Genomic DNA, 26,067 nt, shown 5'->3' on the forward strand with positions numbered 1-26,067 from the left:
CCCTTCAGGGGCCAGTCTCTGGCCCCTGCGTCTTTGACAACAGCCCCAGCCGCGTCAGAGTCCGGGTCATGGCTCTGTGGTGGCTGCCACGCCAGTAGACCTGACCACAGTCGTCGCAGACAAAGAAATGCCGGTGTTCTCGCCAGGCTCCGGCGGGCACTCGATCACGAACCTCGTCCCGGCTGATGGTGTGCAGCAACCCATTACAACGGATGCAGCGGCTGAAGAAGCTGAGCCGCCCCTCGAGAGCATAGTGATGGATCACCTCAAGCAGCTGCCGCTCCGGGTCGGTGTTGCGCACCCAATACCCGTGAATCACCGCCCCTCGGTGCAAAATCCCCTTATCCCGGGTCAGGATGCCTCGCCCATGTTCACAGGCAAGCCGGACTATCTCCTCATCGTCAAAGTCACGGCGATAGAGGCAGTCCAGGCCGGATAATCTCATCAGTCTGGCCAGTCGCCCCAGGTTCACATCCAAGATAAAGGCGTCGGGCAAAGGCCTGGGGCGCAGAGGCGTGAATGAATCGATCTCCAATGGCTCCAGGAGAGGAAACACCTCGAGGCGCTCGCCGCCGGTAATGGGATGGTCCAGAGTCGTCGACTGGCCATCCACCAGGACCAGGTCAACCTCAGCCTGAGGCACACCGGCCCCTTCCAGCACACTCTTCAGAGAGGGCTGGCCACTGAATCTGAACTGAAAACAACGCTCCCTGGATGGGACGGGCAGGAAGTCATTCAGCTCCCGGTAACAGCGGAGGGTGAGGTGACGCCACAGGGGCGCATGGGGATCGGACTCCATAGTTCAAGGATAGTCCGCGGCCAAGCCAACAAAAAAGGCGCCCTTTGGGCGCCTTTTCTCCAACCTTAGGTCTTACTCTACGGTCACGGACTTGGCCAGGTTACGAGGCTGGTCCACGTCGGTACCCTTAATCAGCGCCACATAGTAGGAGAGCAGCTGCAGGGGCAGGGTGTAGATCACCGGGGCGATGAACTCATCACAATGTGGCACCGGCAGCACCTTCATGGTGTCGTCGGATTCGAACTGGGCTTCCTTGTCGGCGAAGACGTACATCAGGCCACCACGGGCACGCACCTCTTCCACGTTGGACTTGAGCTTCTCCAGCAGTTCGTTGTTGGGTGCCACCACGATCACCGGCATGTCCGCGTCGATCAGCGCCAGTGGACCGTGCTTCAGCTCACCGGATGCGTAGGCTTCGGCGTGGATGTAGGAGATCTCCTTCAGTTTCAGGGCTCCCTCCATGGCGATGGGGTACTGATCACCACGACCCAGGAACAGGGCATGGTGCTTATCGGCGAAATCTTCCGCCAGCACCTCAATCTCTTCGTTCAGGCTCAGGGCCTGCTCCACCTTGGTGGGCAGAGATTGCAGGCTCTGCATCAGGTTGCCCAGCTTGGTCTCATCCATGCCGTTGTGGCGGCCGATGGCACCGGTCAGCATCAACAGGGCCGCCAGCTGCACGGTGAACGCCTTGGTGGACGCCACGCCAATCTCGGCACCGGCCTTCATCATGTACGCCATGTCGGACTCACGCACCAGGGAGGAGCCGGGCACGTTACAGATGGTCAGGCTGGACTCGTAGCCCATCTCCTTGGCCAGGCGCAGGGCGGCCAGGGTGTCGGCGGTTTCACCGGACTGGGAGATGGTCACCAGCAGGCTGTTGGGGAACACGTGGGATTTGCGGTAACGGAACTCGGAGGCGATCTCCACGTTACAGGAGACCCCGGCGTGCTGCTCCAGCCAGTAGCGGGCCACCATGCCGGCGTGGTAGCTGGTGCCACAGGCGATGATCTGCACATGCTTCACATTGGCCAGCAGCTCATCGGCGCCTTCGCCGAAGGCATCGGGGGCAACGATGCCGGCCTGGAGGCGGTTCTCCAAGGTACGCTGCAGAGCCAGAGGCTGCTCGTAGATCTCTTTCATCATGTAGTGACGGTAAGGCCCCTTGTCGCTGGCCTCGTGAGACACCTCAGATTCCTTCACCTCACGCTCAACCGGGTTGCCCTCGGCGTCGAAGATGTTCACCTCACGACGGGTCACCTCGGCCACGTCTCCCTCCTCCAGGAAGGCAAAGCGGCGAGTCACCGGCAACAGGGCCAGTTGATCGGAAGCGATAAAGTGTTCACCCACACCATAGCCGATCACCAGGGGGCTGCCGGAGCGAGCCACCACCACCCGGGAAGGGTCACGGCGATCGGTGATAACGGTGCCATAGGCGCCTTCCAGCTGCTTCACCGTGGCCTGTACCGCCGCCAGCAGGGAGTCGTGGGACTTGAGCTCATGATGAACCAGGTGACCAATCACCTCGGTATCGGTATCAGACTCAAATACGTAGCCCAGTCCCTTGAGGCGCTCGCGCAGGGGACCGTGGTTTTCGATGATGCCGTTGTGCACCACGGCGATGTCGCCGCTGGACTGGTGAGGGTGGGCGTTACGCTCGTTGGGTTCACCGTGGGTGGCCCAGCGAGTGTGGGCGATGCCGGTGCCGCCGCTCAGGGGCTGCTCAGCCAGGGCATTAGCCAGCTCCTGAACCTTACCCACACGACGAATCCGGGACAGCTCGCTGCCGTCGTTGATGATCGCAATACCGGCGGAGTCGTAACCCCGGTACTCCAGGCGCTTCAGACCCTCTACCAGGATCTCCGCCACATCACGTTGGGCTACCGCCCCTACAATGCCACACATAATCGTTTCTCCATTAACTTTGGCTGGAAGCCCGGATCACCCGGACTCCATGAATCTCTATCTGAGCCGTCGCCTCATCGGACAGCTCATCGTCGGTAATCAGTACGCTCACCTTCTCCCAGGGCAGCTCCAGGTTGGGGATCTTGCGCCCCACCTTGTTGGACTCCACCATCACCACCACTTCGCGGGCCGCCTCCGCCATCACCTTGGAGAGGCCAATCAGCTCATTGAAGGTGGTCGTTCCACGTGAAACATCGATGCCATCGGCGCCGATAAACAGCTGGTCGAAATCGTAGGAGCGCAATACCTGCTCCGCCACCTGCCCCTGGAACGACTCGGAGTGCGGATCCCAGGTGCCGCCGGTCATCAGCAGGGTGGGCTCGTTCTCCAGTTCACGAATGGCGTTGGCGCTGTTGAGGGAGTTGGTCATCACCACCAGGCCACGCTTGCTGCCCAGTTGGGAGATCATGGCGGCGGTGGTTCGGCCGGAGTCGATGATGATCCTCTGATGGTCACCAATGAGTGCCGCCGCGGCCTGGCCAATGGCCAGCTTTCGCTTGGAAACTTTATGGGCCGGATCGTCGCTGACGATTTCCTGGGGCACAGGCACCGCGCCGCCGTAGCGTCTGAGCAGAAGGCCACTGGCTTCCAGGGTGGCGAGATCCTTGCGGATGGTCACTTCAGAGGTCTGAAACTCCCGGGCCAGGCTTTCCACACTGACCTCCCCCAGCTCATTGAGCAGGGTGATGATGGTATGGCGCCGTTGTTGGGTGTTACGTTTCGACATGACAACCTAAAAGTTTCGCAACGAAAGTTTCGAAGTATAAGTTAGGTTACGAAATATGCAAGAGACCCCAATAAAAAAGGTTCTTCGCACATTAGCGGGAACTAGATACGAAAACGGCTGGAAAGGTTATTGTTTAGTCGCCAAACACAAACAATCACCACCAGCCGTTCTCGATGCAAAAGCTTACCTTGCCTATCTTACCGTGGGAAGGGTTTTCCCCCACTCATACTGAGCTCCACCACGATACTCTTACCATCCATTTAACCCCCACGGGCCCCGGTCAATGTCGCTGTGGCCAAGCTGTCAGTCGGGTTCACGATGTCACTCTCCGCACTGTTCAGGAGCGTGATATTTTTGGCTACCAGACTTTGCTGTCTGTACCACTGCGCCGACTACGCTGCCCTGACTGTGGTGTGGTCACTGAGTGCCTTTCCTGGCTGGAGCCCCATGCTCGCCAGACCAACCGACTTATCCTGTACGTCGAGCAACTGCTTAAGCGGATGCCCATCAAGCACGTTAATGAGATGACCGGTTTGCACTGGCACACCCTCAAACGACTGGATAGACGGCGCCTGGCTCGGGAAGTCACCGAGCCGGACTGGAGCAAGGTACGACGGCTGGTGATGGACGAATTTGCCCTGTTCAAGGGCCACCGCTACGCCACGGTCATCGCCGATGCCGACACCCACCAGGTGCTGTGGGTTGGCGAGGGCCGTAGTCGAGAGGCGATACGACCGTTCTTCCTGACGTTGGGAGAGCACTGCCAGCATATCGAAGCGGTAGCCATGGACATGAATACCGCCTTCGACCTTGAGGTGGTGATGCATTGCCCCAATGCCGCAGTGGTCTACGACCTTTTCCATGTGGTGGCCAAATATGGCCGGGAAGTGGTGGACCGGGTGCGAGTGGACCGAGCCAATGAACTGAGGCAGGACAAACCGGCGAGACGAAGGGTGAAACGAGGTCGCTGGGTGCTGCTGAAGAACCGGGAGAACATGACCGACAAGCAGCATGCCTATCTGGAGGAACTGCTGGCCGAGAACCGGTCGCTGATGGTGGTGTATCTAATGCGGGAACAGTTGAAAGAGTTGTGGTATGCCGACTGTCCCGATGCAGCGCTAAGCCAGTGGCGGTTATGGTGGCAACAGGTCACCGAGAGCGGCATCGAGCCGCTGATTCGCTTCGCAAAGAAGCTCAAACCCTACCTCAAAGGCATTCTCGCCTCGGCTACCTACCGGCTGCACACCTGTAAGCTCGAGGGAATGAACAACAAGATAAAGGTCATCAAACGCATGGCTTACGGATACCGGGACAGCGACTACTTCTTCTTGAAGATACGAGCCGCTTTTCCCGGTAATGCGCGATGAACCATAAAAAAGCGGCCTTAAAGGCCGCTTCTTAATCAAACTGAAATACTACTTCGGCTTCTTCACCGGACGCTGCCAGTCGCTGATGTGGCGCTGCTTGGTGCGGGTCAGCACCAGCTCTCCCTCGCCCACATCCTTGGTGACGGTGGAGCCAGCGGCCACGGTGGCGCCCTTGCCCACGGTCACCGGGGCGACCAGCTGAGAGTCGGAACCGATAAAGGCGTTATCCTCGATCACCGTCAGGTGCTTGTTGGCCCCGTCGTAGTTACAGGTGATGGTGCCTGCGCCTATGTTCACCTTCTCCCCAACCTTGGCATCGCCAATGTAGGCCAGGTGGTTGGCCTTGGATCCCTTACCCAGGGTCGCCTTCTTCATCTCGACGAAGTTGCCGATGTGGCTGTCGTGGACCAGTTCGGCGCCGGGACGCAGACGGGCAAAAGGACCCGCGGTGCAGATCTCACCAACGCTGGCCTCTTCAACCAGAGTGTAAGGCTTGAGGACCGAGCCGTCGCCGATGCGGCAGTCCTTGAGGACGCAACCGGCACCAATGGTGACGTTGTTGCCAATCTCCACCTTACCCTGGATCACCACATTGACGTCGATAAACACATCCTGACCCACGGTCAGCTCACCACGAACATCGAAGCGGGCCGGATCGGCCAGGGTGGCACCGGCAAGCATCGCCTGCTCGGCGGCGCGGGCCTGGAAGGCGCGCTCCAGGGTGGCCAGTTGAACCCGGTTGTTGGCCCCTTCCACCTCGATGGCGGTCTCAGGCTGGGCGGTCTCCACGCCACCTTCGGCGGCGGCCATGGCGATGACATCGGTGAGGTAGTACTCGCCCTGGGCATTGTCATTGGACAGGTTGGCCAGCCAGCGCTTGAGGGCACCGCCCGGGGCCACCAGGATGCCGGTGTTGACCTCATCGATGGCCAGCTGCTCCGGGGAAGCATCCTTGTGCTCGACGATGGCGCTGACCTTGCTGTTATCACGAACGATGCGGCCATAACCACTGGGGTCATCCAGATTGACGGTCAGCAGACCGATGCCATTGTCAGGCTGCACCGCCAGCAGTCGCTCCAGGGTCTCGGTGCGAATCAACGGCACATCACCGTAGAGCACCAGCACCTTGCTGTCGTCACTCCAGTCGCCGGACGCCTGATCCACCGCATGACCCGTGCCCAGCTGATCTGCCTGCAGCACCCAGTTCACCGGGTTATGGGACAGAGCCGATTGCAGCTGCTCACCACCATGGCCATACACCAGGTGCGTGGCTACGGGAGAGAGGGCCGCCGCCGCATCGATAACATGCTGCACCATGGGCTTGCCGGCGATGCCGTGCAGCACCTTAGGCAGAGAGGAGCGCATGCGGGTTCCCTTGCCCGCCGCAAGGATGACGATTTCCAGAGTCATGGGGTTCCGTTCAATATTGGTCGCTAAGGCGCAAAAGTATACCCACTCATGAAGGGAAAATCAGCTCCGCTGCGCCTCCAGGGCCTGGATAAAGGACTGCAGCAGGGGGTGACCGGCCGCAGAATCAAACACCACGCAGAGATCCGCTGCCAGTGACTCCCGAAGCGGAAGAAAACAAACCCGGTGCCAATGCTGGCGGCGAAAACACTCGGGCACCACCGCCACCGCCTGGCCGGCCCCCACGAAGGCCATCATGGTCTGGGGCTCCCGCACTTTGAAACGCAGCGGCAGGCTGATCCCCGTTAACCGGCATTGCTCCATCAGGCTGGCGGTGGTGCCCGAGTGCTCAGGATCAAACCCCACTAGGGGTTGCCGGTCCAACTGCCTCAGCGACACCTCGGACTCACCGGCCAGGGGGTGGTCCTGCCACAGGGCCGCCCACAACGGCTCCTCCAGCACAGGCTTCACCTGCAGCGGGCTCATGGCCACACGGTCACCGATGCGGCACAGCCCAAGATCAATCTTTCTGTCCATCAACGCCTGACGCTGCTCCGAAGGCGCCAGCTCCAGGAACTGGATGGACAGCTCAGGACACTGCTGACGCAATCGCTCAATGGCGTCGAACAGCCCATCCCACAGGGCGGAGCTGATGATGCCTATGCTGAGGCTGTGCCCGCGGGCACGCTCAGCCTGGCGCACCTCGTTGAGAGAGCGCTCCATGGCCGTCAGCAACTGGCCGCACTCCTGCTGCAGCAGCCGCCCGGTCTCGGTCAGCGTCACCCGTTTCTGCTCCCGGCTGAGCAACGTGGTGCCGAGGATCTGCTCCAGTTCCCGAATCTGGGTGCTCAGGGCCGACTTGGAGATGCACAGCTCCTCGGCGGCCCGGCCGAAATGCAGGTGACGGGCCACCCCATCAAAGTAACGCAGCATCTTCAGGCTGATGCGGCCGGTATCGGTCAGCAGGGTCATCGACGGCTCAAGTGTTAATGGTTTTTGGCCATTATCGTTCTGTTTTCCAAAACATACGACCCAAAGATGTCGATATCCCCGGCAGGCTCCCTTCCCTATAGTGAATCCACACCAACCCAGAGGAGTCCCGCCATGTCCCCGGATGCACCCCAGCTGTCCAAAGCCACCATTCTCCAACGCAAACCCGGCTTCCGTCCCCGTTGCGCCCTGATTCTCGGCTCCGGCCTGGGGGTGCTGGCGGACCAGATTGATGACCCAGTGGTCATCCCCTACCAGGATCTCGCCGACTTCCCCGTCAGCGGCGTCGAAGGCCACAGCGGTGAGCTGGTGCTGGGTACCCTGGAGGGGGTGGAGGTGATCTGCATGAAGGGCAGGGGGCACTTCTACGAAGGCAAGGGGATGTCGGTGATGACCACCGCGGTGCGCACCTTCAAGCTGCTGGGGTGTGAGATGCTGTTCGTCACCAACGCCGCCGGGTCACTGAGGCCGGAGCGCATCGAGGTCGGCTCCCTGGTGGCCTTCAATGACCACATCAACACCATGCCCGGCACCCCCATGGTGGGCGCCAACGACGACGCCTATGGCAAGCGTTTTTTCAGCCTGGCCAACGCCTATGACAAGGGGCTGCGAAGTGAACTGCATCAGGTGGCCCAGTCCAACGACATTCACCTCAACGAGGGGGTGTTTGTCTCCTATCCCGGTCCCTGCTTCGAAACCGCGGCGGAGATCCGCATGATGCAGGTCATCGGCGGGGATGTGGTGGGCATGTCGGTGGTGCCTGAGGTGATCTCCGCCGCCCATTGTGGGCTGCCGGTGCTGGCGGTGTGCGCCATCACCAACCTGGCCGAGGGTCTGGGGGAGACCCAGCTGTCCCATGAACAGACCCTGCGCTGTGCCAAGCTGGCCCAGGTCGACTTTATCAAGCTGATTCAGGCATTTCTTCGCGCGCATTTCTGAGTCCATGCTATAACAACGGGGGAGCCGCTTTGGCTCCGCCGTTTTCTGACCACCACCGGAACACCCAATGCCGCACCACCCCGTCGTCCGGGCTCACCTTGGCCTGCTGCTCTATGCGGTGCTGATCAGCACCTCCTTCCCCATCGCCGCCTTTATGGGACAGGGGTTTTCGCCCCTGTGGACCACCTGGGGGCGCTTTGCCATCGCCTCGGTGGGGTTCACTCTGCTGCTGATCCGCTACCGTCAACTGAGCTGGCCCGGCTGGCGGTCTGTGGGCCGCTTTGCCCTGATCAGCCTGCCGATGACCGGCTTCTTCCTGCTGATGTTCTTCGCCGGCGAAACCGCCTCGGCCCTGGCTATGGGCAGCCTCACCACCCTGGTGCCCCTGCTCAGCTGCCTGCTGGGTTGGCTGGCCAGCCGTCAGTCTCCTCACCCTATCCGGGTGCTGGCGTTGTGTCTGGGAGTCGCTGCGGCGTTGTGGGTACTGACTGAGGGGGAGTGGTCGATGCTGATGCAGGGGGGCTGGCCCGTGGGCAACAGCCTCTATGTGCTGGCCTGCCTGCTGATGGGCGGCTACCCCCTGGTGCTCAAAGCCCTGCACCGGGGTGAGCCCATGCTCACGGTTACCGGTTGGTCGCTGATCACCGGAACCGGCTGGCTGACCCTGGCGCTGCTGCTGGTGCAACCGGAGTGGGTTTGGCCCACCCAGGCCCAAAGCGGCGCCATCCTGTGGCTGGCCACGGCCACTACCATGCTCACCTTCTTCCTGTTTCAGTCCGCCAGCCTGGTGGTGGGCGGCAGCTCCGCCAACGCCTACGCCCTGCTGAGCCCGGCCCTGGTGCTGGTGATCAACGCCCTACAGGGCAAACCCTGGCCCAGCCTGTGGGTGCTGCCGGCTGTGCTGCTGATCGTCATCAGTCTGCTGATGCTGCTGCAACTGGATCGCCGCGGCTAGGCAGAATGGACACGCAAATAAAAAGGGCGCCCTAAGGCGCCCTTTTTCATAGCGTAGCGGGAGCTTATCTGCCCACGCCCTTGCGGATGGTCTCAACAACTCGGAGTTGTGCCATCGCCTTCGCCAGCTCGATAACCGCGGCCTCGTAGTCGAGGTCAGCAGAGGCTTTCGCCATATGCTCTTCGGCGGAACGCTTGGCTGCTTCCGCAGCTTCAACGTCAATATCTTCACCACGAATGGCCACATCAGCCAGCACGCTGACATTATCGGGTTGAACCTCGAGAATGCCACCAGACAGGTAGATTACCTCTTCACTGTCGTCTTGCTTTTTGATGCGAACCATACCGGGCTTAATGGCGGTGAGCAATGGAGTGTGGCCATGCATAATACCCAACTCGCCCTCAACACCTGTAACTTGCAGGTACTGAACGCGGCCAGAGTAAATGCTTTCTTCCGCACTGACTACATCCAAATGAAGTGTCATAGCTGCCATCTCATCCTCTCCGCAACCGGATTACAGTTTCTTCGCTTTCTCGACGGCTTCGTCGATGCCACCAACCATGTAGAACGCCTGCTCAGGCAGTTCATCGTACTCGCCGGACAGAATGCCCTTAAAGCCGGAGATGGTGTCTTTCAGCGAAACGTACTTACCAGGAGCACCGGTAAATACTTCGGCTACGAAGAACGGCTGAGACAGGAAACGCTCAATCTTACGAGCACGGGCTACGGTCTGCTTATCTTCCTCAGACAGTTCGTCCATACCCAGAATGGCGATGATGTCCTTCAGCTCTTTGTAGCGCTGCAGGTTGGACTGAACGCCACGAGCCACGTCGTAGTGCTCCTGACCAATCACCAGAGGATCCAGCTGACGAGAGGTGGAATCCAGTGGGTCAATCGCAGGGTAGATACCACGGGCCGCAATGTCACGGCTCAGTACTACGGTTGCATCCAGGTGAGCAAAGGTGGTCGCTGGGGATGGGTCAGTCAAATCATCCGCAGGTACGTATACCGCCTGTACAGAAGTAATGGAGCCTGTCTTGGTGGAGGTAATACGCTCCTGCAGAACACCCATCTCTTCAGCCAGAGTAGGCTGGTAACCTACCGCAGAAGGCATACGACCCAGCAGTGCAGATACCTCGGTACCAGCCAGGGTGTAACGGTAGATGTTGTCCACGAACAACAGTACGTCACGGCCTTCGTCACGGAACTTCTCAGCCATAGTCAGACCGGTCAGTGCTACACGCAGACGGTTTCCTGGTGGCTCGTTCATCTGACCGTAAACCATGGCTACCTTGGATTGAACTTTGTCATCCAGGTTAACTACGCCAGATTCGGCCATCTCGTAGTAGAAGTCGTTACCTTCACGAGTACGCTCACCTACACCGGCGAATACGGACAGACCGGAGTGTGCCTTCGCGATGTTGTTGATGAGCTCCATCATGTTTACGGTTTTACCTACACCCGCACCACCGAACAGACCGATTTTACCACCCTTAGCGAATGGGCAAACCAGGTCGATTACCTTGATGCCGGTTTCCAGCAGCTCGGTCGCGCTGGATTGGTCTTCGTAGCTGGGCGCTTCACGGTGGATTTCCCACGTTTCTTCCTCGCCGATCTCACCGCACTCGTCGATGGGATCACCCAGAACGTTCATGATACGGCCCAGAGTGGCAGTGCCCACTGGAACCTTAATTGCACTACCGGTGTTGGTAGCTACCAGTCCGCGACGCAGACCTTCGGACGCACCCATTGCAATGGTACGAACAACACCGCCACCGAGCTGCTGCTGAACTTCCAGCACCAGCTTAGCGCCATCGTTGTCGATGTGCAGGGCGTCGTATACCTGTGGTACGGCGTCTTGTGGGAACTCCACGTCAACTACCGCACCGATCACTTGAACGACAGTACCTGTGCTCATGATTAATCCTCTGATTATCTCGTTTCCGCTGCCTTAAACCGCCGCTGCACCGGCACAAATCTCCGACAGTTCCTGCGTAATCGCAGCCTGACGGGCTTTGTTGTACACCAGTTGCAGATCGTCGATCAGGTTGCCTGCGTTGTCGGTTGCGGACTTCATTGCAACCATACGGGCGGCCTGTTCAGACGCGGCATTTTCAACTACACCCTGATAAACCTGAGATTCGACGTAGCGAACCAGCAGCTTATCCAGCAGAGCTTTCGGATCGGGCTCATAGATATAATCCCAAGCGTGAGCTCGTTTTTGGGTGTCATCTTTTGGCAACGGCAGAAGCTGATCGATCACCGGATCCTGCTTCATGGTGTTCACAAACTTGTTGTACACCACGTACAGGCGGTCCAGCTTGCCCTCGTTGTAGGCATCCAGCATTACCTTCACAGAACCAATCAGGTCAGTGAGGCTGGGGGCGTCGCCCAGGCCAGTGGCCTGTGCAGTAACGTCACCACCAAAGCTCTGGAAGAATCCTGCGCCTTTGGAACCGATGGCTGCGTAGGACACAGTCGCGCCCTTCTCAGTCCATTCGGTGGCGGCTTTCACCACCTGCTTGAACATGTTGATGTTCAAACCACCACACAGTCCGCGGTCGGTGGAAACGACGATAAAACCGACGTTCTTCACCTCACGCTCTTCCAGGTATGGATGCTTATATTCCAGAGAGCCCTGCGCTACGTGACCAATCACCTTTCGCATATTCTCTGCGTAGGGACGGCTGGCGTGCATGCGATCCTGCGCTTTACGCATTTTCGAAGCAGCCACCATCTCCATGGCAGAAGTGATCTTCTGAGTGTTTTTTACACTCGCGATCTTGGTACGGATCTCTTTAGCGCCGGCCATCTTCTATCTCCCCCTGTTACCAGGTTTGAGTCGCTACGAACTTGTCCAGAGCAGCTTGCAGCTGAGATTCGATGTCGGAGTTGTAGTCTCCGGTATCGTTGATCAGCTTCAGCAGGTCAGCATGTTCGGCGTTCACGTAGGAGAGCAGAGCCGCTTCGAAGTCACCAATCTTGTTAACTGGTACGGAAGACAGGAAGCCTTTCTCTGCAGAGAAGATGACAACGGCCTGGTCAGCCACGCTCAGAGGCGCGTACTGCTTCTGCTTCATCAGCTCGGTAACGCGCTCACCATGCTCCAGCTGGGCACGGGTGGCGTCATCCAGGTCAGATGAGAACTGAGCAAAGGCCGCCAGTTCGCGGTACTGTGCCAGTGCGGTACGAATACCACCGGACAGCTTCTTGATGATCTTGGTCTGCGCGGAACCACCTACACGGGATACGGAGATACCGGGGTTTACCGCAGGACGCAGGCCGGCGTTAAACAGGTCGGTTTCCAGGAAGATCTGACCATCGGTAATGGAGATCACGTTGGTAGGTACGAACGCAGATACGTCACCAGCCTGGGTTTCAATGATTGGCAGAGCGGTCAGAGAGCCGGTCTGTCCTTTCACTTCACCGTTGGTGAAACGCTCAACATAGTTGGCGTTTACGCGGGCTGCACGCTCCAGCAGACGGCTGTGGAGGTAGAATACGTCACCTGGGAAGGCTTCACGGCCTGGAGGACGACGCAGCAGCAGGGAGATCTGACGATAAGCTACGGCCTGCTTGGACAGGTCATCGTAGATGATCAGAGAATCTTCACCGCGGTCACGGAAGAACTCACCCATGGTACAACCGGAGTAGGGGGCCAGGTACTGCAGAGCAGCCGCTTCAGAAGCGGAGGCAACCACTACGATGGTGTTCTTCAGGGCATCATGCTCTTCCAGCTTGCGCACTACGTTGGCGATGGTGGAGGCCTTCTGGCCAATCGCAACGTACACACACTTAATGCCGGAGTCTTTCTGGTTGATGATGGCGTCAACGGCCATCGCAGTCTTACCAGTCTGACGGTCACCGATGATCAGCTCACGCTGGCCACGACCGATTGGGATCATGGAGTCAACGGACTTATAACCGGTTTGTACAGGCTGAGATACAGACTGACGGTCAATTACACCGGGAGCAATTACTTCAACGGGGCCGAAGCCTTCGGCCTCAATAGGACCTTTACCGTCGATGGGCTCACCCAGGGTGTTTACCACACGGCCCAGCAGACCGCGGCCAACTGGCACTTCTAGAATACGGCCAGTGGACTTAACTTTTACGCCCTCAGCCAGATCGGCGTAAGGGCCCATTACTACCGCACCTACGGAGTCACGCTCCAGGTTAAGTGCGATTGCGTAACGGTTGCCAGGAAGCTCAATCATTTCACCCTGCATCACGTCGGCCAGGCCGTGGATGCGGATAATACCGTCGCTTACAGATACGATGGTACCTTCGTTGCGAGCTTCGTTGACAACATTGAACTTCTCAATTCTCTGTTTGATCAGTTCACTGATTTCGGTTGAATTCAGTTGCATGCTTAAATCCCCGTTAGGATTGCAGCGTATCGGCCATGCGGTTTAATTTACCGCGAACCGAGCCATCAATGACCAAGTCACCAGCGTTGATAACAACACCAGCAATTAGCTGCGGATCAACAGTGCAGTTCAGCTTTACCTTGCGCTCGAGACGTTTCTCCAGAGACTCGGCAATCTTCTGCTTCTGTTCGTCACTAAGTTCTGTTGCGGACACCACATCGGCCTCCACTAGGCTTGCTTGCTCATCGGCCATCTGTTTGAACAGAGTGGCAACCTGAGGCAGCACAGCCAGACGACCATTTTCAGCCATCACCTTCACCAGGTTCTGGCCAAACTCGTCGAGGTTCTCGTCACAGACCTTGATAAAGATCTCCGCGAGTTGGTCGACGGCAATGGCGCCATTCAACAGCTCAGCAATCGCATCGTTCTGAGCTACCGCGGCAGCAAAGTCCAATTGGCCTTGCCACTTGTCGATAGCCTGATGCTCCGCTGCAAACTCAAAGGCAGCTTTGGCATAGGGGCGTGCAACAGTAGTCAGTTCAGACATATGCCCTCTCCCCTGTTAAAGCTCCGCAGCCAATTTCTCAACGATGTCGCTATGCGCGTCAACGTCGATGGAACGCTCAATAATCTTCTCAGCACCGGCGACGGCCAGAACAGCAACCTGCTTACGCAGAGCTTCCTTGGCACGGTTACGCTCGGCTTCGATTTCGGCTTGGCCCTGAGCGATGATCTTGGCACGCTCGGCTTCCGCCTCAACTTTAGCTTCGTCGACAATTTGCGCTTTACGCTTGTTTGCTTGCTCAATGATCTCACCGGCTTGCACTTTGGCGTCTTTCAGCTGATCGCTGATTTTTGCCTGTGCCAGCTCGAGATCCTTGGAAGCTCGGTCAGCGTTTGACAGGCCATCCGCGATTGCCTTCTGTCGTTCTTCGATGGCAGCCATCAAAGGTGGCCACACATACTTCATGCAGAACCAGACGAAGACAATAAAGGCGATGGTCTGACCGATAAAAGTCGCGTTGAGATTCACAACGGCTCCTCCTCAAAACCCATTCAAAGTCGGCTCCGGGTATCCGGAACTCCAAGACATTGGATTAAAGGGTCGCCTTAAACACCAACAACGAACAGGATGTACAGACCGATACCTACACCGATCATAGGTACCGCATCCAGCAGACCGGCCATGATGAACATCTTGGTTTGCAGGGCAGGGGTCATTTCAGGCTGACGACCAACGCTCTCCAGGAACTTACCACCCAGCAGACCGAAACCAATAGCAGTACCCAGAGCACCCAGGCCAATCAGCAGAGCAACAGCAATAGCAGTCATCGTATTCTCCAGTTTCTCTTAATTTGTTACTTAGTCTTAAAAATTAATGATCTTCATGAGCCATGCTGAGGTACACAATCGTCAGCATCATGAAGATAAACGCCTGCAATGTAATCACCAGGATGTGGAAGATCGCCCACGCCAGCTGCGCAAAGCCGCCGAGCGCGCCGATAGCCACGTTACCGGTGTACATAAGAGCAATAAGAATAAAGATCAGCTCACCTGCATACATGTTACCGAACAGACGAAGGCCCAGAGACACAGGTTTAGAGATCAGTCCTACAATCTCAAGCAGGAAGTTAAAAGGAATCATTAACTTGTTGTTAAACGGCTGGAGCGTCAACTCCTTAACGAACCCGGACACGCCTTTCACCTTGATGCTGTAGAAGATCATCAAGAAGAAGACGCTGCAGCTCATCGCCAGGGTGATGTTCAAGTCAGTGGAGGGAACCACTTTCAGGTAGTGAACACCAGCGGCGCCTGCTGCTGCGGGTAGCCAATCAACCGGAATCAGATCCATCAGGTTCATCAGGAAAACCCAGACGAAGATGGTCAGAGCCAGGGGGGCGATCAGCTTATTCTTGCCGTGGAAGGATTCCTTAACGCTGGTATCGACGAACTCAACCAGCATCTCGACAAAGCACTGGAGCTTGCCGGGAACGCCAGTAGTGGCCTTTTTACCAACGGAACGGAACAACCAAAGGAAGAAAACGCCGAGTCCAACCGAAAACAGCAATGAATCCACGTTCCAAGTCCAAAAACAGTACTCGCTCGCATCAGCGCTACAACTACCAGCGCGATACTGCAAGTTCTGCAAGTGGTGCAGAATATACTCCTGCGGATTTGCAGCCATGATTCATCCCAAATGTTTTCGTTGAAACAACAAAGGTGCCATCCATAACACCATGAGGGCGGAAATGTAGCAGCCAAAAACGGCCCTAGGGTCAGATTTAACTACCGCAAATGCCAGCACAAACAGCGTTACGGTCAGCATCAGCTTAATCGCTTCTCCCCGGTAGAAGGCATTCACCATGCTACCAGTTACCTTTTCCCACAAGCGGGAGAAGGTGAGAGTTGCGAAAACGAGGTTGGGGATAACCGCCACACTGCCGCCCATAAGGGCTGACAAGGCAAGCTGTTCTCCCCAAAGTACGAAACAAAGCGTACTGATCAGAGCTACCACTATTGCTTGAGCGGCCACTAACCGCAGTGCGGTCATTCGGCCTTTGCGTCTGGGGTCTCGTTTCAACGCCTTGACTCCGTAATCTTTCAAGAGAGGGTTCGAAAACCCTTAATCTGCCTAAAAGCAAGCGAAAGTATACCTACTTACCTTGCCGATGCAACCAAGCGGAGGTTGGAAAACTGTGATCTCGAACGGATGGTGAAACCTTGAAAACCCTAGGCTTCTCACATGTTGGTGGGCATATTTGTTATTGATCAACAAGAGCTGGTTATAACCTGTCAAAAACCACCCAGATCGCCACCACTACTGGCTAGGTTAATCTAATTATTGAATTCAAAAGTACAGAATTAACGGTTTTATAATGCATAAAAAATGACAAATTCTGTGAGTTGAGCGATTTTTTGCTCCTGCCTGCCGTACGAAAAAAATTTAGTTTGTGCAAATGATCACAAGCAGAAAAAAACCTCCCGAAGGAGGTTTTTATGGCTAGCTTTCCAGAACGCGACTTATGATCCCGTCTAATTGGTCGAGGCTGTCATAGCTGATCACCAGCTTTCCCTTGCCCTTGCTGCCTTGCTGGATGGCGACCTGGGCACCGAGACGGTCGGTTAACTCGTTTCTCAGGCGGGTCACATCCGGATCCTCCACCTTGGGTGGTTTCACCGGCTTGGGCTCGAGCTGCTTGCTCACCAGCTTCTCGGTTTCACGAACCGTCATCCCCTTGGCCACCACCGCTCGGGCCGCCAGAGTCTGGGCATCTCCGTCCAGGCTGAGCAGGGCCCGGGCATGCCCCATCTCGATATCCCCATGCTCCAGCAGGATCTTCACCTCGTCGTTGAGGTTGTTCAGCCTCAGCAGGTTGGTCACCGTGGTCCTGGATTTGCCCACCGCTTCGGCCACCTCGGCGTGGGTCATATCAAACTCGTCTGCCAGGCGCTGCAGGGCGATGGCCTCCTCCATGGCATTGAGGTTTTCGCGCTGAATGTTCTCAATCAGGGCGATGGCCACGGCGGCTTCGTCGGCCACCGGCTTGATGATACAGGGGATGGTATCCAGACCGGCGATCTGAGACGCGCGCCAGCGTCGCTCACCCGCCAGGATCTCATACTGGCCTCCGTCGATGGGACGCACCACCACAGGCTGAAGGACGCCCTGGCGACGAATGGACTCCGCCAGCTCTTCCAGGGCTTCTTCGGACATATCCCGGCGAGGCTGGTAGATGCCGCGCTGCAGCAGCTCAAGTCTCAGGTGCACCAGAGCCCCATCTTGCTGAGTCTGGGCTACCGGCTCCGGACGGGGGGCGCTCTGCGCCTGCTGCTCCCGCTTCTCCACCACAGATCGGCTGGTTCCCAACAGGGCATCCAGTCCCTTGCCTAATCCGCGCTTCTTAGCTGACATGCTTTCCCCTTAAACCTCTTCGGTGGCCGGCTCGTTGCGCTCGGCACGGCGCAACATCTCTCCGGCCAGTGCCAGGTACGCCTTGGCGCCGGCACTGCTCTTGTCGTAATAGATGGCGGGCGCCCCAAAGCTGGGGGCCTCGGCCAGTCGCACATTGCGCGGAATCACGGTGCGGTACACCTTCTCGCCAAAGTGCTGTTTCAGCTGATCGGACACATCATTGGCCAGGCGATTACGCGGATCGTACATGGTCCGCAGGATCCCCTCGATCACCAGATCGGGGTTCACCACCGCCGCCAGCTTGGTGATGGTGTCAATGAGGGCCGTTAGCCCTTCCAGGGCGTAGTATTCGCACTGCATGGGAACCAGCACCGAATCGGCGGCCCCCATGGCGTTCACCGTCAGCATGTTCAGTGATGGCGGGCAGTCGATGAAGATGAAATCGTACTGGTCCTTCACCGACTCCAGGGAGTTACGCAGACGAACCTCCCGGGCGAAGAATTCCATCAGCTTGATCTCGGCGGCGGTCACGTCGGCATTGGCGGCAATCAGGTCGTACTTGCCGCTGGTGTCACGGACGATCACCTGTTCAGCCGGGGTCTCCTCCACCAGCAGGTCGTAGGCGCTGTACTCCACCTCGTACTTGTCCACGCCACTGCCCATGGTGGCGTTTCCCTGGGGATCGAGATCCACCAGCAGCACCTTGCGACGGGTGGCTGCCAGGGAGGCGGCCAGATTGACACAGGTGGTGGTCTTACCCACTCCCCCCTTCTGGTTGGCTACCGCAATCACTCTTGCCATCGACTGTTCCCCAAAAAAATCTACGAATGGTTTCTGACAAATACCAGGTGACGCTGGGCGTCCAGTTCAGGCACCTGCAGTGCCTGCTGCCCCAGAATCTCAAACCCTGGCGGGATGGCAGCCAGCTCTTCGGCGTCCAGCTGCCCTTTCAGTGCGTAGAACCGTCCTTGTGGAGCGGGCAGGTGATGGCACCACTCCAGCATGTCGGACAGGGAAGCGAAGGCACGACTGAGCACCCCGTCAAACCCCTGTTCCGGCTGATACTCCTCCACCCGGCTCTGCACCGGAGTGACGTTCTCCAGCCCCAGAGTGTGCACCACGGTCCGAATGAAACGGATGCGCTTGCCCAGGCTGTCCAGGAGGACAAAGGATTTGTCCGGATTGCAGATCGCCAGAGGCAAACCAGGTAATCCGGGACCAGTACCTACATCGATGAAACGCTCACCCTGAAGATGGGGGCCTACCACCACGCTGTCCATGATGTGACGCACCAGCATCTCCTGGGGGTCACGGACCGAGGTGAGGTTATAGGCTTTGTTCCATTTGTTCAGCAGCTCGACCAGTTGCACAAGCTGACCCATCTGCTTATCGCTGAGCTGCAGATCGGTTTGCGCCACCAGTTCAGCCAGCCTTGTGGCTAACACGTGTAGGTACCTTCAGATTTGGAAAATAGAGAATAGGGTATTATGCGGTGATGAGCGGGGCTTGGAAAGCCCCGCGTTTGGCGGTTATGCGGTTTTTCGCAGCAGACCGTGTTTTTTGAGATAAACCAGCAGCAGTGAGATGGCCGCCGGCGTGATGCCGGAGATGCGGGAAGCGGCCCCCAGGGTCTCGGGCTTGTGCTCCTTGAGTTTGGCGACCACTTCGTTAGAGAGGCCGGACACCTGACTGAAATCCATGTCGGCCGGCAACAGGGTCTGCTCATTGCGCTGAGCCTTGGCAATCTCATCCTTCTGACGCTCGATGTATCCGGCGTACTTGATCTGAATCTCCACCTGCTCTGCCGCCTTGGGATCCTCCAGGCCAGGGCCGAGATCCGTTACCTGCATCAGCTGACCATAGGTCAGTTCAGGACGACGGATCAGCTCTTCCAGGTTGGCTTCCCGGGACAGAGGGGTCTTCAACTGAGGGTTGAGCTCCTCCGCCTGAATACCGGTTTTCTGCACATAGGTGGCGCGCAGACGCTGCTTCTCCAGCTCGATGGCCTCCACCTTGTGGTTGAATGCGGCCCAGCGTTCGTCGTCCACCAGACCCAGTTCACGGCCCTCTGGGGTCAGGCGCAGATCCGCGTTGTCTTCACGCAGCAGCAGGCGGTATTCGGCGCGGGAGGTGAACATCCGGTAGGGCTCCTTGGTGCCCAGGGTGGACAGGTCATCCACCAGAACCCCCAGATAGGCCTGATCACGTTTAGGCGACCAGGCATCGCGTTCCTGCACCATCAGGGCGGCGTTGGTGCCTGCCAGCAGTCCCTGGGCGCCGGCCTCTTCGTAACCCGTGGTGCCGTTGATCTGTCCGGCAAAGAACAGACCCTGGATGAAACGGGTTTCCAGGCTGGACTTCAGATCTCTGGGATCGAAGAAGTCGTACTCGATGGCGTAGCCGGGACGCAGGATCTCCGCCTTCTCGAAGCCATGGATGGAGCGGATCAGTTTCAGCTGAACATCGAAGGGCAGGGAAGTTGAGATGCCATTGGGGTAGATCTCTATGTTATTCAGGCCTTCAGGTTCGACAAAGATCTGATGGCTGTTCTTGTCCGCAAAACGCATCACCTTGTCTTCGATGGAGGGGCAGTAGCGAGGCCCCACCCCTTCAATCACCCCGGCATACATGGGACTGCGATCCAGGTTGGATCGGATGATCTCATGGGTCTGCTCATTGGTGTGGGTGATGAAACAGGAGATCTGACGAGGATGCTCCTCTGCCTTGCCGATGAAGGACACGGTCGGAATCGGGGTGTCTCCGGGCTGCTCCTGCATCACATCGAAGTTCAGGGTGCGGCTGTCCAGACGGGCGGGGGTGCCGGTCTTCAGGCGATCGACCCGGAAAGGCAACTCCCGCAAGCGACGAGCCAGTGCGTTTGATGGTGGATCGCCGGCACGACCACCCTGATAATGGTCCAGGCCGATGTGGATCTGGCCTCCCAGGAAGGTGCCCACGGTCAGCACCACGGTCCGGGCATCGAAGCGCACACCTGCCTGGGTGATCACCCCAACCACACGATCCTGTTCTACCACCAGATCGTCTACCGCTTGCTGGAAGACGGTGAGATTGGGCTGAGCAAACAGGATGTTTTGAATCGCCTGACGGTACAGGGCGCGATCCGTCTGGGCTCGGGTCGCCCGCACCGCAGGGCCCTTTGAGGCATTCAGGGTACGAAACTGGATCCCGGCGCGATCGGTGGCGCGAGCCATGGCGCCACCCAGGGCATCGATCTCTTTCACCAGGTGGCCTTTACCGATGCCACCAATGGCGGGGTTGCAGGACATCTGACCCAGGGTATCCAGATTGTGGGTGAGGAGCAGAGTTCTGACTCCCATACGGGCACTGGCCAGTGCGGCCTCGGTGCCGGCGTGACCACCACCTACAACAATGACGTCATATTGATCCTGAGACTGCATCTGCCTTACTACCCCTTTAGTCACTCAGCCTGGAAAAAGCGCGACATTCTAGCATTGCCAGAAGCGGAGATAAATGGTCATTTTTTAGTCTCGGCGATCGGGCTGACGACTAATAGATCATAAAGATCTTTATATAAGATCTTTGTTATTACTCTTTTTAAGGAGGCCGATCTCTGTGGTTAACCCAGAATTACGTTTGATCATCAGGATCTTAAGTGCGATCGATCCCTGTGAATAGATCGCGATCTACTCCAGTATAAGCTGGGATCAGATCGGGGTTTTATACACAGGCAGATCTTGAGTTCGCTAAGGGAGTGGATTAATCCAAGAGTAGATCCCAGTTTGATCCAAAGTTACTCACATAGATCTGTGTATATAGATCTATTCTGTGGGTAACCTTGGATCAGATGTGTATAAGGATCAGGGTTTGAGGATCGGGATCAGCTGATCGATCCACACCAAAGCCTTGTCTTCAGGGAGTTCCAGGCTCTGCACATCGATCTCGATCTTATTCACAAGCTCGGTGGCGCCGTTCTGTTGAAGCAGTTCTTCCACGGTTTTGGCGGCACCACAGAAGGTGTCATAGCTGCTGTCACCAATGCCGCAAATGGCGTATCGAATGCTGGAAAGATCGGCACCTTCCAGGGATTTTGCCAGGGGCTGGAGGTTATCTGGCAGTTCACCGGCGCCATGGGTGGAGGTAACAACCAGCCAGTTTGGCGTCTGTTTCAGGGTATCCAGATCTGGATTCAGGTGGATCTCGGCTTCGATATCCAGGGTTTGCAGCTTCTCTGCCAGTTCATCGGCGACAGCCTCGGCGCCACCCATGGTGGTGCCGACTATCAGGGCGAGTTGGGTCATAGGGGTTTCCTTGTTGTCTCTGACCACCATTATACGGGCAGTGGCAGGAAAGGCAGCGTATAACGAACCAGCATGAATTTGATGACCGGGTGCGACATTTAGGCAAAAAAAAGAGGCACCTAGTTGGCGCCTCTTCCTGTTCAATTTCACAACTCGTCGGCAGCTACTTACCGATGCAGAAGGAGGAGAAGATCCGGCCGAGCAGATCGTCGGAGCTGAACTCTCCGGTGATCTCGGACAGGGCTTGCTGGGCCAGCCTCAGCTCCTCTGCCAGCAACTCACCTGCCTGGAACACCTCAAGTTGTTCGCGTCCCAGCACCAGGTGCTCGTCGGCCCTGGCCAGGGCTTCCAGGTGGCGTCCACGGGCCATGAAGCCCCCTTCGCCGGCCCCCTGGTAGCCCATGCAGGCCTTGAGGTGCTGACGCAGTGGTTCCATCCCCTCTCCGGTCTTGGCGGAGAGTTTGAACAGCGGGTAGTCCTGGTTCTGTTCGGTGATCTGGTGCTCTCCGGTCAGGTCCAGCTTGTTGCGGATGGTGGTCAGTCCCATCTCCTTGGGGAGCCTGTCCATGAACTCGGGCCAGATCTTGTGAGGATCGGTGTCGCTGGTTTCTGTGCCATCCACCATCATCAGTACCCGATCCGCCTGCTGGATCTCCTCCCAGGCACGTTCGATGCCGATCCGCTCAACCTCATCGCTGGCTTCACGGAGTCCGGCGGTATCGATGATGTGCAGGGGCATGCCATCGATGTGGATGTGTTCACGCAGCACATCCCGGGTGGTGCCAGCGATGTCGGTGACGATGGCTGACTCTCTGCCGGCCAGGGCATTGAGCAGGCTGGACTTGCCCGCGTTGGGGCGGCCGGCGATCACCACCTTCATCCCTTCACGCATCAGGGCACCCTGTCGGGCGCTGGCACGCACCTGGGCCAGGGCATCCTGCACCTGCTGCAGATCCGCTGAGATCTTGCCGTCGGAGAGGAAATCCACCTCCTCGTCGGGGAAGTCGATGGCCGCTTCTACGTAGATGCGCAGAACAGTCAGCTGCTCCACCAGTTCGGTGACTTTGCCGGAGAACTCCCCCTGCAGGCTTTTCAGGGCACTGCGGGCGGCTTGCTCCGAGGAGGCCTCGATGAGATCGGCAATGGCTTCCGCCTGGGCCAGATCCATCTTGTCATTGAGAAAGGCCCGCTCGGAGAATTCACCGGGCCGGGCGGAGCGCGCCAGGCCGGTGGCGATGATGGCCCGCTGCAGCATATCCAGCACCACGGGGCCGCCGTGTCCCTGTAGCTCCAGCACATCTTCACCGGTGAAGGAGTTGGGGGCCTTAAACAACAGGGCGATGCCCTGATCCAGTTGCTGGCCCTGGTCATCCTTGAAGGGCAGGTACTCTGCCTGGCGAACCCTGGGCACTCTGCCCAGCAGGGCCTTGGCCAGGGCCTCGGCGTTGGGGCCGGAGACGCGGATGATGCCGACGCCGCCACGACCTGTGGCCGTAGCCTGAGCCACGATAGTGTCTGTGGTGATGGTCATTGGGATAGGTTTTAAAGGGTTTTCTGTATTGTACAAAAAAAGGCGGCATCGATGCCGCCTTTTCAGAGAGAGGGTGGGTTACTTCAGGCCCTGAACTTCCAGGGAGCGGTAGATGTACCACTGTTGAGCAATGGCCACCAGGTTACCCACCAGCCAGTACAGAACCAGACCGGAGGGGAACCACAGGAAGAACACGGTGAAGATGACGGGCATGTACTGCATCATCTTCTGCTGCATGGGGTCCATGCCAGGCGCTACAGGCTGCATCTTCTGCATCAGGAACATGGAGGCACCCATCAGCAGAGGCAGGATGTAGTAGGGATCTTTAACCGACAGGTCGGTGATCCACAGCATGAAGGGGGCCTGACGCAGCTCTACGCTCTCCAGCAGTACCCAGTAGAAGGCGATGAAGATGGGGAATTGCAGCAGCAGAGGCAGACAGCCACCCATGGGGTTCACTTTCTCTTTCTGGTACAGCTCCATCATGCTCTGGCTCAGACGTTGACGGTCGTCGCCATATTTCTTCTTCAGCTCCTCCAGCTTGGGCTGCAGCTTACGCATCTTCGCCATGGAGGTGTACTGGGCCTTGGTCAGTGGGTACAGGGCGCCACGAACCAGCAGGGTCATGCCGATGATGGCCACACCCCAGTTCACCACAACGGATTGCAGGGCGGTCAGCAGCCAGTGCAGAGGCACGGCGATAAACCACAACCAGCCGTAATCCACCACCAGGTTCAGAGTTTCTGACAGGGCAGACAGGGCTTGCTGATCCTTGGGACCGATGTACAGCTGACCGTCGAAGGTGGCGGTCTGGCCGGCACCGACTGTGGTCACAGGCTGTTTCACACCGATGGCGCCTTCGCTGCTGCCATACACCTTGGAGTAGATGTCGTTCTGGCTGTCGGCGGAGGGGACCCAGGCGGTCACAAAGTAGTGCTGCAGCATGGCAACCCAGCCACCAGGGGTGACCTGGCCCAGGTTACGATCCTTCATGTCATCGAAGTCGTACTTGCTGTAGCGAGTCTCGGCAGTGCTGTAGGCCGCGCCGCGATAGGTGGGCATCATCATGCTGCTTTCATCGGCAGTGATGCTCTGACGCAGTTCGGTGAACAGCTGCATGGAGGCGTTGTTCGCGGTCGGGTTGGTCACTTTATATTCGACCCGGACATCATATTGTCCACGGGTGAAGACAAAGCGCTTCTCGAAGCGGATGCCGTTGGCGTCGACGAAGGTCATGGGCACCACCAGTTCGCCCTGTTCACCCATGGTGAAGCTGTCACTGCTTACCTGGTAAACGGGACGTTGGGCGGCGGAGTCGGGACCTTGAGCGCCGATCAGACCACTGCGGGCCACATAGTTGTAGCCGTTATGGCGCTGAAGCAGTTTCAGGGGCTCGACGGAGTCCTGAGTTACTGGGTACTTCAGTAGGGAGGATTCGATGACATCGCCACCCTGGGTGTCGATAACCAGCTTCAGGGTGTCGGTGGTCACGGTGACCAGTTTGCCTGAGGTGGAGACTTGCTCCGGCAGGGGTTCGACACCGGTGCCGGTGGGCACCTCATTAGATACCTGGGCGCTGCTCTGCTGAGCAACTGGCTGAGGCTGTGGGTTCTGATCTGCATTCCACTGTTGCCACAGCAGGAAGCTGACAAACAGGAGACAGATCAGCAAAAGATTACGTTGAGAGTCCATGGCCGGTTTAGCTCTACCTTTATTTCGCTGGAGGTATGGGGTCACGGCCACCCGGGTGCAGGGGGTGGCATTTCAATATTCGTCTTAATGCTAACCAACTTCCCTTCAAACAGCCATGAACAGTAATGGCCTCAATCGCATATTGAGAGCAAGTTGGCTGAAAGCGGCAATTTTGCCCCAGAAGTGGGCTCAGCAGCTTTTGGTAGAGTCGGATGAATCCGATGAGCAACTTTTGCATCGTTTAGAAAGCTTTTTTAGTAGCTTCTCTACCAGCTTGTGGAGAGTGGCATTGTCCAGGTCATCAACGCCCTTTTTGGCAATGGCAACAATGTCCACACCGGGAAGGTTATGCTGATGCAAGCGGAATTCGTCTCTGACTATACGCTTGATACGATTGCGTTGACACGCTTTTTTGACATGCTTTTTGGCCACAGTCAATCCTAACCGAGGATGGTTCAGATCGTTGACTACAGCTAGAAGGGTCATATGGGGATGTGCTGCCCGGACAGGGTTAGCAAAGACAGATTTGAATTGAGCGGGAGTTAACAGACGTAACTCCCGCTCAAAGGTATAACGCACCACTGATGCGCTTTGCATAATCTTAGCGATTAAGCAGACAGGCGAGCGCGGCCTTTGGCGCGGCGACGAGCCAGCACCTGACGGCCAGACTTGGTGGCCATGCGAGCACGGAAGCCGTGGTTGCGCTTACGCTTCAGAACGCTCGGTTGAAAAGTACGTTTCATAGCTTCTTACCGTTTAGTTAAGCTTCGACTCCCGCACAAGGCGGTGGAATCGGTTCAAAAAAGAGGCCGAATTCTACAAAAAGTCGACCTACTTAGTCAATCTGGAGATGGGGATTTTTCAATAAATCTCCTCACCCCCATGTCTTGTGGATAAAACTGTGTTCTCACCCCAAGATATAGACAGCACGATCGCGATCGGATCCTGCGGACGCGGAGTATAGTGTTTTTTGCGATCCCTTTCCAGTCCTTGTGGCTCAGGCAATTGAGCAAGGATCTTAGGGATCCTTTGCTGCAGATCTTTGGGGGGAAGATCAAGGATCAAAATTGGGGATAACTTAGGTAAATGGCTGGCGATCACCCTTTAGGAAGGGTAGAATTGTCGCCCTTGG

The 26,067-nt window shown here is 57.4% G+C and carries 27 protein-coding genes; 3 read left to right on the top strand and 24 right to left on the bottom strand.

Annotation, left to right across the window (positions count from 1 at the left end):
• Positions 1-4: 4 nt before the first annotated feature.
• The 3 genes from QUE41_RS21420 to QUE41_RS21430 form a co-directional block, all read right to left on the bottom strand.
• Positions 5-799, bottom strand: coding sequence for a Mut7-C RNAse domain-containing protein (locus QUE41_RS21420; protein ID WP_286340969.1), 795 nt, complete (start codon positions 797-799; stop codon positions 5-7).
• Positions 800-871: 72 nt separating this feature from the next.
• A complete protein-coding gene (glmS, locus tag QUE41_RS21425; protein ID WP_286340970.1) occupies positions 872-2,704 on the bottom strand; it encodes a glutamine--fructose-6-phosphate transaminase (isomerizing) in 1,833 nt (610 codons plus the stop codon).
• Positions 2,705-2,717: 13 nt separating this feature from the next.
• Positions 2,718-3,491: a DeoR/GlpR family DNA-binding transcription regulator gene (locus tag QUE41_RS21430; protein WP_286340971.1), complete on the bottom strand. Its 774-nt coding sequence runs from the start codon at positions 3,489-3,491 to the stop codon at positions 2,718-2,720.
• Between the two features lie 173 nt (positions 3,492-3,664).
• Between QUE41_RS21430 and QUE41_RS21435 the strand changes: the two genes are divergently transcribed.
• Complete coding sequence (locus QUE41_RS21435) at positions 3,665-4,858, top strand: ISL3 family transposase (RefSeq protein WP_286340972.1); 1,194 nt, start codon at positions 3,665-3,667, stop codon at positions 4,856-4,858.
• A gap of 48 nt (positions 4,859-4,906) precedes the next feature.
• On the opposite strand, the gene glmU is transcribed toward QUE41_RS21435, so the two are convergent.
• Together glmU and QUE41_RS21445 are read right to left on the bottom strand one after the other, a co-directional pair.
• Positions 4,907-6,268, bottom strand: coding sequence for a bifunctional UDP-N-acetylglucosamine diphosphorylase/glucosamine-1-phosphate N-acetyltransferase GlmU (gene glmU, locus QUE41_RS21440; RefSeq protein WP_286340973.1), 1,362 nt, complete (start codon positions 6,266-6,268; stop codon positions 4,907-4,909).
• Positions 6,269-6,328: 60 nt separating this feature from the next.
• Complete coding sequence (locus tag QUE41_RS21445; RefSeq protein ID WP_286340974.1) at positions 6,329-7,237, bottom strand: LysR substrate-binding domain-containing protein; 909 nt, start codon at positions 7,235-7,237, stop codon at positions 6,329-6,331.
• A 132-nt stretch (positions 7,238-7,369) separates the two neighbouring features.
• Between QUE41_RS21445 and xapA the strand changes: the two genes are divergently transcribed.
• Together xapA and QUE41_RS21455 are read left to right on the top strand one after the other, a co-directional pair.
• Positions 7,370-8,194, top strand: coding sequence for a xanthosine phosphorylase (xapA, locus tag QUE41_RS21450; RefSeq protein WP_286340975.1), 825 nt, complete (start codon positions 7,370-7,372; stop codon positions 8,192-8,194).
• A 67-nt stretch (positions 8,195-8,261) separates the two neighbouring features.
• Complete coding sequence (locus QUE41_RS21455; RefSeq protein WP_286340976.1) at positions 8,262-9,149, top strand: DMT family transporter; 888 nt, start codon at positions 8,262-8,264, stop codon at positions 9,147-9,149.
• A gap of 64 nt (positions 9,150-9,213) precedes the next feature.
• On the opposite strand, the gene QUE41_RS21460 is transcribed toward QUE41_RS21455, so the two are convergent.
• The 19 genes from QUE41_RS21460 to rpmH form a co-directional block, all read right to left on the bottom strand.
• Positions 9,214-9,642, bottom strand: coding sequence for a F0F1 ATP synthase subunit epsilon (locus tag QUE41_RS21460; RefSeq protein WP_286340977.1), 429 nt, complete (start codon positions 9,640-9,642; stop codon positions 9,214-9,216).
• Positions 9,643-9,663: 21 nt separating this feature from the next.
• The gene (gene atpD, locus QUE41_RS21465) at positions 9,664-11,067 is read right to left on the bottom strand and encodes a F0F1 ATP synthase subunit beta (protein ID WP_136854439.1); all 1,404 of its coding nucleotides are present in this window, start codon (positions 11,065-11,067) and stop codon (positions 9,664-9,666) included.
• Between the two features lie 33 nt (positions 11,068-11,100).
• Positions 11,101-11,961: a F0F1 ATP synthase subunit gamma gene (gene atpG / locus QUE41_RS21470; RefSeq protein ID WP_286340978.1), complete on the bottom strand. Its 861-nt coding sequence runs from the start codon at positions 11,959-11,961 to the stop codon at positions 11,101-11,103.
• A 16-nt stretch (positions 11,962-11,977) separates the two neighbouring features.
• Complete coding sequence (gene atpA, locus QUE41_RS21475; protein ID WP_286340979.1) at positions 11,978-13,519, bottom strand: F0F1 ATP synthase subunit alpha; 1,542 nt, start codon at positions 13,517-13,519, stop codon at positions 11,978-11,980.
• 13 nt (positions 13,520-13,532) lie between these two features.
• On the bottom strand, positions 13,533-14,066 hold the full coding sequence (gene atpH, locus QUE41_RS21480) for a F0F1 ATP synthase subunit delta (RefSeq protein WP_286340980.1): 534 nt from the start codon (positions 14,064-14,066) through the stop codon (positions 13,533-13,535).
• A 15-nt stretch (positions 14,067-14,081) separates the two neighbouring features.
• Positions 14,082-14,552 carry a F0F1 ATP synthase subunit B gene (atpF, locus tag QUE41_RS21485; protein WP_286340981.1) on the bottom strand — a complete coding sequence of 157 codons (471 nt, stop codon included), beginning with the start codon at positions 14,550-14,552 and terminating at the stop codon, positions 14,082-14,084.
• A gap of 77 nt (positions 14,553-14,629) precedes the next feature.
• On the bottom strand, positions 14,630-14,851 hold the full coding sequence (gene atpE / locus QUE41_RS21490; RefSeq protein WP_028110369.1) for a F0F1 ATP synthase subunit C: 222 nt from the start codon (positions 14,849-14,851) through the stop codon (positions 14,630-14,632).
• A 43-nt stretch (positions 14,852-14,894) separates the two neighbouring features.
• Complete coding sequence (gene atpB / locus QUE41_RS21495) at positions 14,895-15,704, bottom strand: F0F1 ATP synthase subunit A (RefSeq protein WP_028110368.1); 810 nt, start codon at positions 15,702-15,704, stop codon at positions 14,895-14,897.
• A gap of 3 nt (positions 15,705-15,707) precedes the next feature.
• Positions 15,708-16,100 carry an ATP synthase subunit I gene (locus tag QUE41_RS21500; RefSeq protein ID WP_286340982.1) on the bottom strand — a complete coding sequence of 131 codons (393 nt, stop codon included), beginning with the start codon at positions 16,098-16,100 and terminating at the stop codon, positions 15,708-15,710.
• Between the two features lie 420 nt (positions 16,101-16,520).
• The gene (locus QUE41_RS21505; RefSeq protein WP_286340983.1) at positions 16,521-17,432 is read right to left on the bottom strand and encodes a ParB/RepB/Spo0J family partition protein; all 912 of its coding nucleotides are present in this window, start codon (positions 17,430-17,432) and stop codon (positions 16,521-16,523) included.
• A gap of 9 nt (positions 17,433-17,441) precedes the next feature.
• Positions 17,442-18,233, bottom strand: coding sequence for a ParA family protein (locus tag QUE41_RS21510; protein WP_286340984.1), 792 nt, complete (start codon positions 18,231-18,233; stop codon positions 17,442-17,444).
• Positions 18,234-18,253: 20 nt separating this feature from the next.
• Entirely contained in the window at positions 18,254-18,877 is a 624-nt protein-coding gene (gene rsmG / locus QUE41_RS21515; RefSeq protein WP_286340985.1) for a 16S rRNA (guanine(527)-N(7))-methyltransferase RsmG, read from the bottom strand.
• 84 nt (positions 18,878-18,961) lie between these two features.
• Complete coding sequence (mnmG, locus tag QUE41_RS21520; RefSeq protein ID WP_286340986.1) at positions 18,962-20,851, bottom strand: tRNA uridine-5-carboxymethylaminomethyl(34) synthesis enzyme MnmG; 1,890 nt, start codon at positions 20,849-20,851, stop codon at positions 18,962-18,964.
• 420 nt (positions 20,852-21,271) lie between these two features.
• Positions 21,272-21,712, bottom strand: a complete 441-nt coding sequence (mioC, locus tag QUE41_RS21525; RefSeq protein ID WP_286340987.1) for an FMN-binding protein MioC — start codon at positions 21,710-21,712, stop codon at positions 21,272-21,274.
• A 163-nt stretch (positions 21,713-21,875) separates the two neighbouring features.
• Entirely contained in the window at positions 21,876-23,243 is a 1,368-nt protein-coding gene (gene mnmE / locus QUE41_RS21530; RefSeq protein ID WP_286340988.1) for a tRNA uridine-5-carboxymethylaminomethyl(34) synthesis GTPase MnmE, read from the bottom strand.
• 78 nt (positions 23,244-23,321) lie between these two features.
• A complete protein-coding gene (yidC, locus tag QUE41_RS21535) occupies positions 23,322-24,935 on the bottom strand; it encodes a membrane protein insertase YidC (protein WP_286340989.1) in 1,614 nt (537 codons plus the stop codon).
• A gap of 19 nt (positions 24,936-24,954) precedes the next feature.
• On the bottom strand, positions 24,955-25,173 hold the full coding sequence (yidD, locus tag QUE41_RS21540) for a membrane protein insertion efficiency factor YidD (protein ID WP_084644026.1): 219 nt from the start codon (positions 25,171-25,173) through the stop codon (positions 24,955-24,957).
• Complete coding sequence (gene rnpA / locus QUE41_RS21545; protein WP_157509243.1) at positions 25,125-25,517, bottom strand: ribonuclease P protein component; 393 nt, start codon at positions 25,515-25,517, stop codon at positions 25,125-25,127. The genes yidD and rnpA overlap by 49 nt, the downstream gene beginning before the upstream one ends.
• A 26-nt stretch (positions 25,518-25,543) precedes the next feature.
• The gene (gene rpmH / locus QUE41_RS21550; RefSeq protein WP_028110358.1) at positions 25,544-25,678 is read right to left on the bottom strand and encodes a 50S ribosomal protein L34; all 135 of its coding nucleotides are present in this window, start codon (positions 25,676-25,678) and stop codon (positions 25,544-25,546) included.
• Positions 25,679-26,067: the final 389 nt, after the last annotated feature.

This window comes from Ferrimonas sp. YFM, assembly GCF_030296015.1.
Lineage (GTDB): Bacteria > Pseudomonadota > Gammaproteobacteria > Enterobacterales > Shewanellaceae > Ferrimonas.